At 58.4% G+C, this 16,214-nt stretch carries 16 protein-coding genes and 2 pseudogenes; 11 read left to right on the forward strand and 7 right to left on the reverse strand.

Annotated elements, in window-relative coordinates; genetic code table 11:
• The first annotated feature begins 10 nt into the window (after positions 1–10).
• The 3 genes from AC1Q5S_RS09560 to AC1Q5S_RS09570 all read left to right on the forward strand — a co-directional run bounded on the left by AC1Q5S_RS09560 (position 11) and on the right by AC1Q5S_RS09570 (position 2,375).
• On the forward strand, positions 11–1,423 hold the full coding sequence (locus tag AC1Q5S_RS09560; RefSeq protein WP_005794621.1) for a multicopper oxidase family protein: 1,413 nt from the start codon (positions 11–13) through the stop codon (positions 1,421–1,423).
• Between the two features lie 33 nt (positions 1,424–1,456).
• Entirely contained in the window at positions 1,457–1,948 is a 492-nt protein-coding gene (locus AC1Q5S_RS09565) for a cupredoxin domain-containing protein (protein ID WP_348682439.1), read from the forward strand.
• A gap of 79 nt (positions 1,949–2,027) precedes the next feature.
• Positions 2,028–2,375 carry a copper-binding protein gene (locus AC1Q5S_RS09570; protein ID WP_005794624.1) on the forward strand — a complete coding sequence of 116 codons (348 nt, stop codon included), beginning with the start codon at positions 2,028–2,030 and terminating at the stop codon, positions 2,373–2,375.
• Positions 2,376–2,922: 547 nt separating this feature from the next.
• On the opposite strand, the gene AC1Q5S_RS09575 is transcribed toward AC1Q5S_RS09570, so the two are convergent.
• Together AC1Q5S_RS09575 and AC1Q5S_RS09580 are read right to left on the reverse strand one after the other, a co-directional pair.
• A protein-coding gene (locus AC1Q5S_RS09575) for an IS5 family transposase (RefSeq protein ID WP_492238711.1) occupies positions 2,923–3,734 on the reverse strand; the annotation gives its coding sequence in 2 pieces (ribosomal slippage) (positions 2,923–3,404 and positions 3,404–3,734; 813 coding nt in all).
• 295 nt (positions 3,735–4,029) lie between these two features.
• Complete coding sequence (locus AC1Q5S_RS09580) at positions 4,030–4,284, reverse strand: transposase (protein ID WP_492238712.1); 255 nt, start codon at positions 4,282–4,284, stop codon at positions 4,030–4,032.
• On the opposite strand from AC1Q5S_RS09580, the pseudogene AC1Q5S_RS09585 reads away from it, so the two are divergent.
• From AC1Q5S_RS09585 to AC1Q5S_RS09620, 8 genes and pseudogenes are all read left to right on the forward strand, one after another.
• Positions 4,284–4,955, forward strand: a pseudogene (locus AC1Q5S_RS09585) (site-specific integrase); the annotation flags it as partial. The gene AC1Q5S_RS09580 and the pseudogene AC1Q5S_RS09585 sit on opposite strands and share 1 nt — an antisense overlap.
• Before the next feature lie 162 nt (positions 4,956–5,117).
• A complete protein-coding gene (locus AC1Q5S_RS09590; protein WP_492238713.1) occupies positions 5,118–5,282 on the forward strand; it encodes a hypothetical protein in 165 nt (54 codons plus the stop codon).
• Positions 5,283–5,725: 443 nt separating this feature from the next.
• Complete coding sequence (locus tag AC1Q5S_RS09595) at positions 5,726–7,537, forward strand: NAD(P)H-dependent oxidoreductase subunit E (protein ID WP_492238714.1); 1,812 nt, start codon at positions 5,726–5,728, stop codon at positions 7,535–7,537.
• A complete protein-coding gene (locus AC1Q5S_RS09600) occupies positions 7,534–8,235 on the forward strand; it encodes a 2Fe-2S iron-sulfur cluster-binding protein (protein WP_492238715.1) in 702 nt (233 codons plus the stop codon). Before AC1Q5S_RS09595 ends, AC1Q5S_RS09600 begins: the two co-directional genes overlap by 4 nt.
• Positions 8,232–8,882: an NADH-quinone oxidoreductase subunit B family protein gene (locus tag AC1Q5S_RS09605; protein ID WP_492238716.1), complete on the forward strand. Its 651-nt coding sequence runs from the start codon at positions 8,232–8,234 to the stop codon at positions 8,880–8,882. The genes AC1Q5S_RS09600 and AC1Q5S_RS09605 overlap by 4 nt, the downstream gene beginning before the upstream one ends.
• Before the next feature lie 13 nt (positions 8,883–8,895).
• Positions 8,896–10,362 carry a Ni/Fe hydrogenase subunit alpha gene (locus tag AC1Q5S_RS09610; protein ID WP_492238717.1) on the forward strand — a complete coding sequence of 489 codons (1,467 nt, stop codon included), beginning with the start codon at positions 8,896–8,898 and terminating at the stop codon, positions 10,360–10,362.
• A complete protein-coding gene (locus AC1Q5S_RS09615) occupies positions 10,322–10,855 on the forward strand; it encodes a hydrogenase maturation protease (protein WP_492238718.1) in 534 nt (177 codons plus the stop codon). The genes AC1Q5S_RS09610 and AC1Q5S_RS09615 overlap by 41 nt, the downstream gene beginning before the upstream one ends.
• A 54-nt stretch (positions 10,856–10,909) precedes the next feature.
• Complete coding sequence (locus AC1Q5S_RS09620; protein WP_492238719.1) at positions 10,910–11,410, forward strand: Crp/Fnr family transcriptional regulator; 501 nt, start codon at positions 10,910–10,912, stop codon at positions 11,408–11,410.
• Positions 11,411–11,478: 68 nt separating this feature from the next.
• Here the strand turns inward: AC1Q5S_RS09620 and AC1Q5S_RS09625 are convergent, their stop codons facing one another.
• From AC1Q5S_RS09625 to AC1Q5S_RS09645, 5 genes and pseudogenes are all read right to left on the reverse strand, one after another.
• Positions 11,479–12,471, reverse strand: a complete 993-nt coding sequence (locus AC1Q5S_RS09625; RefSeq protein ID WP_492238720.1) for an ABC transporter ATP-binding protein — start codon at positions 12,469–12,471, stop codon at positions 11,479–11,481.
• A complete protein-coding gene (locus tag AC1Q5S_RS09630) occupies positions 12,468–13,448 on the reverse strand; it encodes an ABC transporter ATP-binding protein (RefSeq protein WP_492238721.1) in 981 nt (326 codons plus the stop codon). Before AC1Q5S_RS09630 ends, AC1Q5S_RS09625 begins: the two co-directional genes overlap by 4 nt.
• Positions 13,449–13,521: 73 nt before the next feature.
• A pseudogene (locus AC1Q5S_RS09635) lies at positions 13,522–13,656 on the reverse strand (IS3 family transposase); the annotation flags it as partial.
• Between the two features lie 79 nt (positions 13,657–13,735).
• The gene (locus AC1Q5S_RS09640) at positions 13,736–15,190 is read right to left on the reverse strand and encodes a nickel-dependent hydrogenase large subunit (RefSeq protein WP_492238722.1); all 1,455 of its coding nucleotides are present in this window, start codon (positions 15,188–15,190) and stop codon (positions 13,736–13,738) included.
• Between the two features lie 10 nt (positions 15,191–15,200).
• A complete protein-coding gene (locus AC1Q5S_RS09645; RefSeq protein ID WP_492238723.1) occupies positions 15,201–16,214 on the reverse strand; it encodes an NADH-quinone oxidoreductase subunit B family protein in 1,014 nt (337 codons plus the stop codon).

Genomic DNA, 16,214 nt, shown 5'->3' on the forward strand with positions numbered 1-16,214 from the left:
GACGATTGCCATGACATCCAGAAGAGATTTTTTCAAGTTCGCCGGTATTGCTGGCGGCGCCGTTGCGGCCGGCGCGGTGAGCCGTGTCGCCATGGCGGCCTTGCCCGAGCCCGTCATTCAGACCAGCCCGAACACCATGGCCCCGCTGATGCCCAATTCGGGACGACCGTACAACCCAGTGGTGACGCTCAACGGCTGGACGCTGCCCTGGCGCATGAATCAGGGCATCAAGGAGTTCCACCTGGTCGCCGAACCGGTGGTTCGCGAAGTGGCACCAGGGATGAAGGCCCACCTGTGGGGCTACAACGGACAGAGCCCCGGCCCGACCATCGAGGTCGTCGAGGGCGACCGTGTGCGCATCTTCGTGACCAATAGGCTGCCCGAGCACACCAGTGTTCACTGGCACGGCCAGCGCCTGCCCAGCGGCATGGATGGAGTGACCGGTCTGACGCAGCCGGCGATTCCGTCCGGCAAGACCTTTGTCTACGAGTTCGTGGCGCGCCGCCCGGGCACCTTCATGTACCACCCGCACGGCGACGAGATGGTGCAAATGGCCATGGGCATGATGGGCTTCTGGGTCACGCACCCGAAAGCTAGGCACCCGCTGATCGACGAGGTGCAACGGGACTTTTGCTTCCTGCTCAGTGCATATGACATTGAGCCCGGGGCCGCTACACCCAAGGTCGCGGAGATGACGAACTTCAACCTGTGGACCTGGAACAGCCGTGTCTTTCCTGGTATCGACTCTCTGAACGTGCGTCTCAACGACAAGGTGCGCATCCGCATGGGCAACCTCACCATGACCAATCACCCGATGCACGTGCATGGCCACGAATTCGTGGTCACTGGCACCGATGGCGGCCCGACGCCCAAAAGCACGCGCTGGCATGAAGTAACCACCGACGTGGCCGTGGGGCAGATGCGCCAAATCGAGTTCGTCGCCGACGAGGAGGGCGACTGGGCTTTCCACTGCCACAAGAGCCACCACACCATGAACGCCATGGGGCACGACATTCCCACCATGATTGGCGTGGATCACAGCGGCCTTGCCAAGAAAGTCAACAAGCTCATCCCCGACTACATGGTCATGGGCGAGCGCGGCATGGCCGACATGACGGAGATGGAAATGCCGATTCCCGACAACACCATCCCGATGATGACCGGCCAGGGGCCGTTCGGCTCGGTGGAGATGGGTGGCATGTTCAGCGTGCTCAAGGTACGCCGCGACCAGAAGCCGGGCGACTACAAGGATCCGGGCTGGTACAAGCATCCCGCAGGCACGGTGGCGCATGAGTACACCGGCCCCATGGCCGAGCCCGCGCGCTTCAGCGCCGAGGGCGGCCAGTCCATGCCGCGCGTTCGCAAGCCTGCAACGCCGACCGAAGTCAAGGTGCGCAAGCCCACTTCGCATGGTGAGCATTGAGTTTTCCCTTCAGTTATCAACGAGAGCCAATCCATGAAATTCACGCGATCCACTATTTCTCAATTCTTCGCTATGGCTGCACTGGCCACGTCCGGGGTAGCCTTCGCCAGCGGCACCCATGCAGGTAGCCACAGTGATGGGGGTGAGACAGCCATTGGCAAACCCGGCGTTGTCGCCAAGGCCGGTCGCATCATTACCATCGAAATGAGCGACAACATGCGTTACACGCCGTCGAACATTCAGGTCAAACAAGGCGAAACCGTGCGCTTCGTTGTCAAGAACGTCGGCCAGGTCAAGCACGAACTCAGCCTGGGCACCGAGAAGGAACTGCTGGAGCACCTGGAGCAGATGAAGAAATTCCCGGACATGGAGCACGACGAACCCGGCAAGGTCACGCTCGCACCGGGCAAGCAGGGTGAAATCGTCTGGCAGTTCACCAAGGCGGGCGCCGTGAACTTTGCCTGCCTGATGCCTGGCCACTATGAGGCCGGCATGAAGGGCGCCATCCAGGTAGGCCGCAAGTGATGGTCTGAAGCGCCCACCACAGCTGGCCGAGCCATGGCCGGGCCTGACCATAGATCCATCCATTTACCCAGAGGTCACCATGAACACCATCCAACGTCTGCTCACCATCTCCGCTCTGGCCATGGGCGCTGCCCTGCCGCTGGCGGGCCATGCCCAGGTCAGTCCCAATTCAGGCCAGACTTCGGCGCCCGCGCCCGCACCCGCATCCATGACCGATGGCGAGGTCAAGAAGGTAGATCTGGACAACGGCAAGATCACCCTCAAGCATGGGGACATCAAGAACCTGGACATGCCCGGAATGACTATGGTCTTTGCCGTCCGCGACAAGGGCCAACTCACCAACCTCAAGCCCGGCGACAAGGTGCAATTCATGGTCGTCCAGGAAGGCGGGAAGATGATCGTCACCGACATCCAGCCCGTGCGCTGAGAAAATTCACAACCGCGGCATCTCGTCGGGCGCGGCAGCCCTAGTCAGCCCCTCCACCAAAAGGAGGATGCATCATGTTTCACATTCGCCATACCCTGATCGGCCTCTGTGTCGCCGCCGCCTCCGTGGGCGTGCTGGCGCACGGTTCCGACGAGCACAAGGACCAGGCTTGCTGAAACCGAAAGGGGTCACCACGCCAAGCTCCTGGAAGCCAATGCCGCCCAGACACGGTTGGCGGCGGAGCGGGACAGCGCACGCGCCGCTATGGCCGAAAGCGCCAGGGTCAACCAGGCGCAAGGTGCTGAGCTGCAGCAAGTCCTTCAGGCGGTGGCGCAGCACAAGGCTGAAGCGGAAACTCTGCGCACGTTGGTCGCACAGTTCAGGCCACCGCAGAAGTCCGCTCGCCGAAAGCGGGCCAACGAGGCGCCAGAAGGTCAATGAATAGCGCCCAGCCATTGACGGTTGATGACGCTACGCAGGTCTTGGCGATTAGCGTCATTTTGAAATAAAAAACTTACTCTTAATAAGAAAAAGCTTATAAGAGCGGCTAACAAAACTTGTGCAACGAGCGGACGCAGATGACGCAGCAGGCCAGGGAAAGCAAAGCCAAATGAATGTCGATGCGGCGTTCAAAGCGGATGCGCAGCTTGCCAAAGGCGGCCAGCCACGCCTGCGTTCGCTCGACCACCCAGCGGTGGCGACCGAGTCGATCATTGCGCTCGATGCCTCTGCGGGCGATGCGATCCTGGATGCCCCGGCGCAGGAGATGCGCGCGGCAGCGCGGATAGTCGTAACCCTTGTCGGCATGCAGTTTGTCGGGCCATCTCTGTGGTATGCCGCGCTTGCCGCGCACCGCTGGCAGAGCGTCGACCAATTCCTCGAGAACGACCGAATCATGGCGATTGGCCCCGGTGACGCAGAACATCAGCGGGATGCCCTGGCGGTCCGTGACGAGGTGGCGCTTGCTGCCAAGCTTGCCACGGTCCGTAGGGTTGGGGCCGGTGTGCGGGCCCCCCGGGGGCTGGGCACGCTGGCTCCATCCATACAGGCGCGGCTGAGATCGAGCTGGCTTGCGCCACGCAGCTCGGCCAGCAAGACCTGGTGCAGACGATGCCATACACCGGCCGCTTGCCAGTCGCGCAGTCTGCGCCAGCAGGTCATGCCGCTGCCAAAGCCAAGTTCCTGGGGAAGCTCTTCCCACGGGATGCCCGTGCGCAGCACGAAGAGGATGCCGCTGAGCGCAAGTTCGTCGTCCAACCGGGGCCTTCCTCCCTTGGGCGAGGGCTGCACCACGGGCAGTAATGGCTTGAGCTTTTTCCATAGCGCTGCGCTGATTTCTTTGTTTTTGTTTTTTGCCATGCCTCGTCAAACACCTCAGGTGCGATTGGCGATGACATCGTTTTGTTAGCCGTGGTGCGCCTTGGCCGCCCCGAAGACTTGGACCACGCGCGCGAGCAGCCGCTCGGCGCCGGCGCGCATATCGATGGGCTCGACAGCCAGCCACACCGCGTCGATGCGGATCACTTGAGCAGCTCCCGCAGCCACTGCGCACACTCGGCCGCCGTAGCGCTGGGCCAAGTCACCGTAATCGCCGTGCCGCCTCGACGAAGCTCCACCCGAATGTCCGCCGGCACCGCCGCAACCGGCGGCAACGCTAACGGCACGAACGTCGGCGTGGCCTTCGCCGCCCCTGCAGCGGGCCTATGGCTGGCTGCGCGATTGCTCCGCAAGCATTCCGCTCAGCGTCGAGGACCCATTTACGCACCATGTTCGCGTTCAACTGGTTGGCCAGCGCAACGGCTGCGATCGACACGCCAGGCTGCCGACATGCCCGAATGACCGTTGCCTTGAACTCGGCACTATGGCGTCGCCGCCCGCGCCCAATCGGCGCCTCAACAAAAGTGTCCATCTGTCCGCATAAAAGTTACGCGGACACGAGACTCCCATGCCGGGCGATGTCTATCAAGATGGGATGGCCAGCCGCTTACCCAGAAAAAGGATGCGCTGACGAAGGATCCATTGCAGGCGTTGCTCGCAACCTGCGACGACTCGCTGCGCGGCAGACGCGACCGAGCCCTGCTGCTGTTCGCCTGGGCCAGCGGAGGAAGGCGCCGATCAGAGGTGGCCGGCGCGGACATGCAGTTCCTCAAGCGGGTCCCGGAAGGGTTCGTCTACACCCTCGCCTACTCCAAGACCAACCAGCCCGGGGTCGACCTGCCCGAAAACAGCAAGCCGCTGCTGGGCCCTGCCGCCGCGGCGCTCGAGGATTGGCTTCAGGCCACCGGGATCTGCTCGGGGGCGATCTTCCGCAGGATCCGCAAAGGCGGGCATCTCGGGGAGCCGCTCTCCCCTGCTGCGGTGCGGGATATCGTGAAGCAGCGCTGCACCTTGGCGGGGATCGCGGGGGAATTTTCTGCGCATTCACTGCGCTCGCGCTTCGTGACCGAGGCCGGGCGGCAGAACATGCCGCTGGCCGAGACGATGGCGCTGACGGGCCATCGCAGCGTCCCGACGGTGTTGGGTTATTTCCGCGCGGAGGGCAATTTGTCGAACGCTGCAGGGCGGCTGCTCGAAGAATAAGGTCATGTGGCGCTTGCCCTCTGCTGATACTCCCTTCACCCTTCACCCTTCACGCAAAGGCGCCATCTGTCCTCCAGAACCGCGACGATTTGCCCCCCCTAACTTGGCGACTTGCTAATGGTTACAGCGCGATCACGGCCAGGCCCACGAGGGCACTGCGACTTGGACGACACGGTCGCTGCCCTGCAGGAGGAGCGGGACACGACTAAAGCCGCAACCGTTCTGGCGTTTGAGCACCGACTGGCGCTGCTGGTGCTGCGCGAGATCGACTGGCGTGACGGCAAACGTCTGACGCGTACGCGTGGTGCGGCTGCCCACCGGCGGTAACGTCGCGCAGCGCCTGCGCCAGCAGCGCGTCGAGGCCCGCGAACTTATGCGCCATGAGATCGACCAGTGGCCGGGGTTGGGGCAATGGCCAAGCCCCAGCACGGCTGCATTCCCGCCACCGTGTGGACCGGACACATCTCTTTCGAAGATTGCCTGCAACCGATAGCTGGCCTTCCAGTGATTTGCTCGCTGTACCGTGGGCTGGTTTTCAGCGATCAAATTTCCGCAATAGAAACAATCAGTTAGATCGAGATCCTAGGGTATTCCCGTTGTCTGCTGTGTGTTGGCGCGTGAATTGCATTTGATGGTCGCCTGCGCATCAAATCAGGTCACAAATTCCCAGGATGTTTTGGGCCGCAGGGCGGGTCAAGATTGGGTCGGCGGGGACGCGACATACCCGTCCCAGCTCTATTTGGGACCAACTTTACATAGGACAAAAGTTTATGAAAAAGATCCACCAAATACTTAAGCGCCACAACTCAGATAGAACCCGTTTAATGGATATTCTTTGGGATATCCAGCATCAGTGGGGTTACATTCCAGATGCAGTCCTGCCAGAAATGGCGAACAAACTTGGTTTGACTGAGTTGGATATACGGGAGACCTATTCCTTTTATCATTTCTTTCTTGGCAAGCCTCCCGCAAAGCATCAGATTTATTTAAGTGACACCGTCATCGCACGATTGAACGGCTATCAGGCCGTCTACGATGCCCTTGAGCAGGAGACCGGATGCCTCTTTGGCGAAAAAGACGCCACAGGAACATTTGGCCTGGAGACAGCATCTTGTATCGGTCTAAGCGATCAAGAACCTGCGATGCTGATCGGCAAGGAGGTTTTCACAAGGTTAACTCCTGAGAAAATTTCGCGCATCATCACTCGTTTGAAAAGTGGTGAATCGCCTGCCGATATTGTCAATCCCGAGGGATTCGCGAGCGACACGTTGGCTTATATCCACACCATGGTGGAATCTAACATCCGCAGCGAAGGCGCTGTATTTTTTAAGAACAAGACTGATTTCAAGGACTTGCTGAGTAAAGTTATTAACACTCCTCGAGAGGTAGTTATAAAAACTGTTTCTGAGTCCGGATTGCGAGGACGCGGTGGCGCTGGTTTTTCAACCGGTCTCAAGTGGCGCCTATGCTCTGATAATGATGAGAAAACCAGATTCGTCATCTGCAATGCCGATGAGGGCGAGCCGGGCACATTCAAAGACAGAGTTTTGTTGACGGAATCCCCCAAGGAAGTGATATTCGGACTGATCACCGCTGGCTATGCGATTGGCGCGCAGGAGGGAATTATTTATCTGCGCTCTGAATACTACTATCTCAAAGACTATCTTGAAAAACAGCTGGCCGATTTCCGCGCAGAGGGCATGCTAGGCAGGAGTATCGGCGGAAAACCTGAGTTCAATTTCGACATACGCATACAAATGGGCGCAGGCGCTTACATTTGTGGCGATGAAACTGCCTTGATTGAATCGATGGAAGGTAAACGTGGCACACCGCGAGTGAAGCCTCCCTACCCAGTGAATGCAGGCTATCTCGGCAAGCCAACCAGTGTCAACAATGTAGAAACGCTTGCCACTGTCACTCGAATCATGGAAGAAGGCGCGCCTTGGTTTAGCGACATGGGCACAGCCGAGTCAGCCGGCACAAGGCTAGTGAGTATTTCCGGCGATTGCGATGCGCCAGGAATTTATGAAATCGAGTGGGGCATTACGCTCAACCAGGTTTTGGAGAAAGCGGGAGCCAAAAATGCTTGGGCCGTTCAAGTCAGCGGCCCGTCAGGGGATTGCGTCTCGGTCGAGAAAGAAGGTAACAGGGCAATCGCTCTGGAAGATCTCTCGTGTAACGGTTCATTCATGATCTTTAATCGTTCTCGTGACCTCTTGGCTGTCGCCAGGCACTTTACCCAGTTTTTTGTGGATGAATCTTGCGGGATCTGTGTCCCCTGTCGTTCCGGCAACGTCGATTTGTTCAAAAAAATAAACCGCGTCATCGAAGGCAAAGCATGTCAAAAAGATCTTGATGAAGTGGTTGTCTGGGGAAAGATGGTGCGCAAAACGAGCCGTTGCGGGCTTGGCGGCACCTCGCCTAAGCCGATCCTGACGACAATGGAAAAATTCCCGGAAATATATCAGGAAAAATTGATAAAACAAGATAGTCCGCTGCTGCCTTCATTCGATCTAGAGGAAAGCCGTAGGGGATACTTGGAGGCGATCTCTACACTGAACAACAGGAGAACTCAATCGTGATTCAAATCAAAATTGATGGGAAAAACCTAAACGCCCCGAAAGGCGCGAGGCTGGTCGATGTCGCACTGGAAAACGGCATTTACATTCCAACCCTTTGTTATATGAAAGGTCAGCCCTGTCTGGGCACCTGTCGAGTTTGTTCGGTGAAAGTGGGGGGGGCAGTTGTCGCCGCATGTACCGTTCCTGTCGCTCACGGCATGGAAGTCGAGGTCAATGAGCCAGAAGTCGCGGATATGCGCAAGGCACTGGTTGAAAGTTTGTTTGCTGAGGGCACTCATAACTGCCCAAGCTGCGAAAAAAGCGGACGCTGTGACTTGCAGGCAGTGGGTTATGAGGTTGACATGATGGTGTCCCGATTCGAGTATCGATTCACACCACGAAAAAAAGATTATGGATCCGACAAGATTCTGCTCGAACGGGATCGTTGCATTTTTTGTCAGCGTTGCGTGGAATTTGTTCGGGATGAGGAAACAGGCAAGAAAATTTTCAGCATCAGCGGCCGCGGCGCCAACTCACGCATTGAAATTAATGTTGAACTAGCGAATAAAATGAGTGCTGAGCAAGTCGCCCGTGCGGTTGATCTTTGTCCGGTCGGCACAATCATTGAAAAAAAAGTTGGTTTCAACGATCCGATCGGGAGAAGAAAATTCGACATCATGTCAGTACGTGAACGTGCATTAGACGGAGAAGACAAATGAGCAATCAGCCTGTGAAGGAAGTTAATGTCGCTGAAAGCGTAATGTACAGCCATGATTTGCCAAAAACCCCGGCGGACGCCGAGTTTCTGGCAAGCCAAGAAGGAAAAATCAACGTGGCGATGATTGCCCTTGTCGGATGCTGGGGCTGTACTCTGTCATTTCTGGATATGGACGAACGGCTTTTGACTCTTCTGGATAAGGTCACCATTCTGCGTTCATCACTGACTGACATCAAACGCATTCCAGAACGTTGTGTGGTTGGGTTTATTGAAGGCGGCGTCGCCAGTGAGGAAAATATTGAGACATTGGAGCATTACCGCGAAAACTGCGATATTTTGATTTCAGTCGGTGCCTGCGCTGTCTGGGGTGGCGTACCTGCCTTGCGTAATCAAGGGTCACTCACCGAGTGTCTTGAGGAAGCCTATATCAATTCCCCTACAGCCGTCTCCGGGACAATTCCCATTATCCCTCATCACCCTGATCTTCCCAAGATTACCACCAAAGTTTATCCAAATCACGAAGTGGTCAAGATAGACTACTTTATCCCCGGCTGTCCGCCTGATGCAGATGCTATTTTCAAGGTGCTGGATGACATAGTAAATGGCCGCAAAGTGGATCTGCCGGCATCGATCAATCGATACGATTAAAAGGAAAACCATCATGAGCAGAAAACTCATTATCGACCCCGTTACCCGCATCGAAGGCCATGGAAAAGTCATCGTCCAGCTTGATGATGAGAACAAGGTCGTTGACGCGAAGTTGCTGGTGGTTGAATTCCGCGGATTTGAGAAATTCCTTCAGGGGCATCCTTACTGGGAAGCGCCCATGCTTATGCAGCGCATTTGCGGGATCTGTTTTGTGAGTCACCATCTGTGCGGAGCCAAAGCACTGGATGATATGGTGGGTGTCGGCTATTCCACACATAATCTGATTACCCCCACTGCTGAGAAGATGCGTCGGCTGGGGCATTACGCACAGCAACTGCAATCCCACGCGACGGCTTATTTTTACCTGATCGTGCCAGAAATGCTCTTTGGCATGGAGGCGGCGCCCGAAAAGCGCAATGTCCTGGGTTTGGCGGTTGCTAATCCGCAGCTGGTTAAACGGGTGGTCATGCTGCGCAAGTGGGGGCAGGAACTGATTCGTGCTGTGCTGGGAAAGAGAATGCACGGCATCAGCTCCATTCCTGGCGGCGTGAATAACAATCTAACGACGGAAGTACGGGATAGATTCATCAAAGGAGACGCCGGGATTCCGAGTATCGATCAAGTGGTCGAATATGCGATGGAAGGTCTTCAACTGTTTTATGACTTCCATGAGAAGAATCGCGCGATGGTGGATAGCTTCGGGGATGCGCCGGCATTGGACATGTGTTTGGTCGACGGTAACGGCGACGTCGATTACTATCACGGCAAGATGCGCATTATAGACGGCGACAAGAACGTCGTTCGAGAACTGGATTATCATGATTATCTTGACCAGTTTTCTGAAGCGACAGAAGAGTGGAGTTACATGAAGTTTCCGTTCTTGAAGGAGCTTGGCAGAGAAAAAGGTTCGGTGCGGGTCGGTCCATTGGCGCGCGTGAATGTCACAAAATCGTATTCAACGCCGCTCGCCCAAGCTGCGCTGGAAGAGTTCCATGCCTATAACAAGGGCAAGTCCAGCCACAAAACGTTGCATACCAACTGGGCCAGAGCAATAGAAATACTTCATTCGGCTGAACTCATTAAGGAGTTGCTGAACGATCCTGATCTGCAAAAAGAGCAGCTGGTCGTCACCTCAACGGCTGCCATGTGGACAGGAGAAGGCGTCGGCGTGGTGGAAGCACCGCGCGGCACGTTGCTGCATCACTACAAGGCAGATAAGCAAGGCAATATCACTTTCGCCAACCTGATCGTTGCCACGACACAAAATAATCAGGTAATGAATCGCACCATTCGCAATGTGGCTGAGGAATACCTGGGCGGGAAGGCCGAAATCACCGAGGGCATGATGAATGCGATCGAAGTAGGCATCCGTGCGTATGATCCCTGCCTGAGTTGCGCGACCCATGCACTTGGTGAAATGCCGCTGGAGGTGACGCTTTATGACGCAGGAGGAAATCAAATTGATCAATGCCGGAAATAATCTCACACTGAATCATTTCGACTCTGATTCAGCCCTGATTTACGGCATAGGCAATATTGGCCGTCAGGATGATGGCCTGGGCTGGGCATTTATTGACTGGTTGGAAGCATCCTCTATCTGCTTAAAAGCGGAGAAAGTAAGATTTTATCAGCTCAATCTGGAAGACGCAGATTTAATCAGCCGTAAAGAGCGGGTGCTATTTGTCGACGCCTCAAAGGATACGACGGTTGACAGCTTTCGCTTGTATAAAGCCGAGCCAAAAATGGATTTCAGCTTTACCTCGCATGCGATGTCCATAGAAACCATCATGGCCACTTGTGAGCAGTGTTTTGGCAAGATTCCGGAAGTCTATGTGCTGGCGATCAGGGGCTATGAATGGGAGCTGCAAATCGGGTTGACTGAGCAGGCTAAAAACAATTTGCATCTGGCGACCAATCACACCTATCGCGCCGCAAGGGTGCCGTCTCCAAAGCCCGGCGATCGCTTGTCATAGCCGATCACTACTCGTCATTACTGACATATCTGATGTAACATCTGGAGAGATATAATGAAAGCAAATGCCAAAGAGATCGCAGCATTAATCCACAACGCACCCATTGGGAAATACATTGGCGAAGATGGAGCAAAAATACTTGCGGAACGGGCGGCCCAGAAAATTGATTTGACGGATGATGAAGTGCTATGTGAAAAGGGCATTTCAACGAACAGTTTTTATATTGTGACAAAAGGCCGTTTAGCGATCGTCAATGAAGGGAAAGAAAGACAGACTCCTGCCGTTTTGCATGTTCTCGAAAAAGGCGATCTGGTTGGAGAACTGAGTTTTATTGATGGCTCTGCTCACGCTGATACGGTGCGCTCTCTGGGGAGTTCCTCTGTTATCAGTTTTAACAAGGCTGACATCGACCCGCTAATAAATGACCACCCGGAGCTCGTGTTCAATTTTATGCGCGCAGTCATCAAACGCGTTCACAGCACATTAACGGCAATTAATCGCCAGCAAAACGAACTGCTCACCTATATTCAGACTGGCGGCAGAGGGAGGCTGTAATAAATTACTCACCTTTAGCCCAATAATGCGGTCAAAGGTCAGTTTAATCACTATGATTTTATAGCAAATCAGATGCGGCCTTCTTCCACGGCGTGGCAGGCGACCTTCACGCCGGCGATGCTCAGCAGCTGCGGCCGCTCGGCCTTGCAGCGCTCGTTGGCATGCGGGCAGCGCGGGTGGAAGCTGCAACCGGTCGGCGGGTTCAGCGGATTGGGCACCTCGCCCTGCACCGGCGTGCGGGCGCGGCCGGTGTTGTGCATCTCGGGAATCGCGTCGAGCAGCATGCGCGTGTAGGGATGGCGCGGGCTGGCAAACAGGGTCTGCTTGTCGGCCAGCTCGACCAGCCGCCCCAGGTACATCACGCCGACCTGGTCGCTCACATGGCGCACCACGGCCAGGTTGTGCGAGATGAACAAATAGGTCAGGCCGCGCTCGCGCTGCAGGTCTTTCATGATGTTGAGCACCTGCGCCTGCACGCTCACGTCCAGCGCCGAGGTCGGCTCGTCGCAGACCAGGAACTCCGGCTCGGTTGCCAGGGCGCGCGCGATCGAGATGCGCTGGCGCTGGCCGCCGGAGAACTGGTGCGGGTACTTCACCATGTCCAGCGGGCTCAGGCCCACGGACTCGAGCAGTTCGCCCACCCGCGCTTTGAGCGCGGCCTTGTCGGTGATGAGGCCGTGCTCCTTGAGAGGCTCGCCCACGATGTCTTCCACGATCCAGCGCGGGTTCAGGCTCGCGTACGGGTCCTGGAAGATCATCTGGATGCGGCGGCGCAGCTTACGGCCTTCGGGCACCTTGAATGCCGCATGCGCATCCTGTCCGTCGAAGGTCAGGCCGCCGCGCGTCGGCTCGTACAGGCCCACGAGCAGCCGGGCGACCGTGCTCTTGCCGCAGCCCGACTCACCGACCAGGGCCAGGGTTTTGCCCTTCTCGATCTCGAAACTCACGCCGTCGACGGCCTGCAGCATGAGCTTGGGCTTGCCTTCGAGCACGCGGTTGAGCCAGGGCGCGGAGACATCAAAGGTCTTGGCCAGATCATGGGCTTGGACCAGGGCGCTCATGCCGCACCTCCGCGGCTCGTCGCGTCGTGCAGCCAGCAGGCCGCGCGCGTGGCGCCGGCGTCCATCAGCTCGGGGCGCTCGCTCTTGCAGCGGTCGAAGACTTTGGGACAACGCGGATTGAACGCACAGCCTCGCGGGATGGCGTTGAGGCGCGGCATCGCGCCGGCGATCTGGTTGAGACGTTCGCGGTCCACGGTCATGTCGGGTATCGAGGCCATCAGGCCCACGGTATAGGGATGAGCGGGATGGTTGATCACCTCGTGGACCGGGCCGATTTCGGCAATGCGGCCCGCATACATCACTGCCACGCGGTCGCAGGTCTCGGCAATCACACCCATGTCGTGCGTGATCAGCATGACGGCCGCGCCATGTTGTTTGCAGAGGGTCTTGAGCAGGGTGATGATCTGGGCCTGGATCGAGACGTCAAGCGCGGTCGTGGGCTCGTCGGCCACGATCAGCTTGGGCTCGGCCGCCAGGGCCAGCGCGATCACCACGCGCTGGCGCATGCCGCCACTGAACTGGTGCGGGTAGTGGTCGATGCGCTGCTCGGCTGCCGGAATGCCGGTGTCCTGCAGCAGGCCGATGGCGCGCTGGCGCGCCTCCTCGGCGCTCACGGGCAGATGTGTCTGCATGGTTTCCACCAGCTGCCGGCCCACGGTGTACAGCGGGTTCAGCGAGGTCAGCGGATCCTGGAAAATCGCGCCGATCCGGCGGCCGCGGATGCGCCGCATCTGCTCATAGCCCAGGTTGTCGATGCGCTGACCTTCGAGCAGGATTTGCCCGCTGGCCACCCGGCCCGGCGGCTCCAGCAGACCGATGATGGAGGCACCTGTCAGCGACTTGCCGGCGCCCGACTCGCCCACCACGCCCAGGATCTCTCCGGGCGCAATCTCAAAGGAAATATCGTCCAGCGCGCGCAGCGTGCCGCAGCGGCCGGGAAACTCGACCACGAGGTCTTTGACTTGCAGAAGACTCATTGTGACCTTGCCCGCGAAATATGAATCCCATAGCCGAGTTCACAGATTCGCTGTTTTCGGTTGACCCCCCGAGCCAGCGTTGCCCGTATTGCATCGGGCTCATGTAGCCCAGCGACGAATGCAGGTACCAGACCAACCAGTCGATGACCTCGTCCTTGGCCTGCCGGCGGGTCTCAAACCGCATGCCATGTTGTGATGCCTGCTTTATCTCAAACGGAGATTGATTCATCGATGCCACTGTGATTTTTCCAGTGTGACCTCAGAAATGGATGGATAGACAGGGCGACTCAGTGCACCGTGCACACCATGCAAGGGTCGAATGAGCGCACAATGTGCTGCACCGCCACGGGCGTGATTTCACCGTCTTGCACAGGTGCGCCTTCTAGGGCCTGCTCCAGTGCCCCAGGCGTTCCTGCAGCGTCGCGCGGGGAAAAGTTCCAGGTGGTGGGAGCCACGATCTGGTAGTTGGCGATCCGCCCGCGGCTGGTCACGATCCAATGCCCCAGACTTCCCCGTGCCGCTTCGCTCAGGCCGACGCCCACGCCTTCTGCGGGCATGGGACTGGGCACGCAATAAGCCTCGTTGGCCTGCAACTGCTGCAACCAGCGCTCCATCATTGGTACAACGCGGGCCAACTCCAGCACACGTGCGAGCACCCGCGTGTACACGGTGCCGCCATGTTGGCCCACGGCATCGAGGACCAGCGGATGTGCCGAAGCCAGTTGACGCGCAATGGCACCGGTTTCCACCACCTCGCCGGCCAAGCGGGGAGCCTTGTTCCAGGTGTAGGCGCCGGCCTTGTCGGGCTCAGGCAACGTGATTCCATCAAGGGGATGGCGCGGACCAATATCGGTCAGCCAGGTGTGGGTGGTATCTTCCCGAATGGCGGCGGGATCGAGTCCAGCCAGCGTCCCGGTGCTGGCGTGCCACACACCGGGCGACAGTTCGAAGTCGCCTTGCGGCTGTGGGTAGGCCCCATAACTCAAGTAACGACCCGGTCCCGGTCCGAGGGTGGCCAAAGCGGTGTCTTTCGCGATGGTTAGGAACAGGCGCAAGTCGCCGTCCCAAGGGTCTTGCGCATGCCACGCCCACAGCGCGTCCTCACTCGCGATAGCCGCCACCTGCTCCAGCGGTGCAGCAAAAAGTTGGCGCTCCAGAAACTTGCGGAATTCGCGCACACGGGCCAGCAAGCGTATGCGTTCTCCTGCCTCCACAGGGCGGGTGGAGCCGCCGGGCTCGATGCTCTGCGTATGCGGCCACTTGCCGGCCAGCGTGCCCAACAGAGTAAACCAGCGCTGCCGCGCGGCAATGGCGCCGCGCGTGTGCTCGCCGGTTTGCGGGGCGAAGCGCCGCCCCGCCTCGGCATGCCAGGTCTTCTGCTGGTACACCGGCCGCGTGAAATCGGGCATGAAGAACAGGTAGAAATGCGTAAGGTGATCGGCCAGGTTCTCCGTGGCGAGGATCAGGTTGGTGGCATGCTGGCCGTTGGGCGGCATCTCAATGCCGCCGAGATGGGCCAGCGCACGCGCCGACGCCACCGACTGCGACACGGAACAGATGCCGCAGATGCGAGGTACATACACCAGTGCGTCGTGCGGATTCTTGCCCAACAGGATCTGCTCGAAGCCCCGGTACATCGGCGCGTTGACGCGTGCCGACGTGACACGCCCACCATCGATGTCGAGCGTGACCTCCAAGTCGCCCTCGACGCGGTTGAAAGGGCCAACCAGCAGGCGCGTCATATTTGCGGTCTCATTTCAATCGCGTCTTGCGCGCCACCGGCGTGACCACCAGATGGTCCGCCACGGCGTTGAGCTTGACCCGTTTGGGCGTGGCGGATTTCGACAGCGACGCCAGTGCCACAAACCAGGCCTTCGGCATGTCGGAGGGCAAGCCAATCGGGATGCCAGCGATCTTGGGCGTTTCGTGGAACGGGTGGCCTGGTTCCTGAAAGCCCGGCTCGGTGCAGGCGATACAGGCGTAGCCGCCACGGGTGCACGAGCCCTCGCCATTCCACAGGCGCGTGTTGCAGTCGGCATGCACCTGAGTGCCCTTGCAGCCCATGTGCTCCATCATGCAACCAAGGTCAGAAGGTTTCTCGGCGCTGGCCTTGAATTCGTAGTACTCGTTGCGGGTGCAGCCGTGGTGCACCAGCTGGTCGGCATAAAAGCGCGGGCGGCCCAGTGTATCCAGGTCGGTCACTCTGAAAGCGTTGGCAGCCATCGCCATAAGACTGTCGATGACCCAACTCGGGTGTGTGGGACAGCCGGCGATGTTGATCACCGGCAGGCCGCTTCGGGATCGGAATTCGCTGCCCAGCAGGCCGCCGGGGCGGTCGTCGTCGTACTGCAGGCCGCAGGCATCGGTGGGGTTGCCGCCGCCCGCCGTGATGCCGCCCCATGCGGCGCAACTACCCACGGCCACCACGTGCAGGGCTTGCGTGGCCAGCCTTGCGACCCAGTGGATCATCGGGATGCCGGTGCCCGCCAGGATGTGGAAGCGACCTGTGCCGTGCGGCCCGCGCAGCAGCGAGCCTTCAATACAAAGCGCGTCCAGTCGCAGGGAGCCGTCGATGATTCGCTCCAGCATTCCGCTGAGTTCGTGGCCACTTTCGAGCGACAGCGATGGATGCCACAGCAGGTTGATGCCCGCGTCGCGCAACTGGCCATGAAAGTCGGTGGTGTCGGCGCATAGCAGCGACATACTGCAACCGCCGCAGCCGCCAGACTGGAGCCACAGCACATTGAACCCGGCAGATGTACCCAT

Source organism: Acidovorax sp. GW835-FHT14B10 (assembly GCF_058793725.1).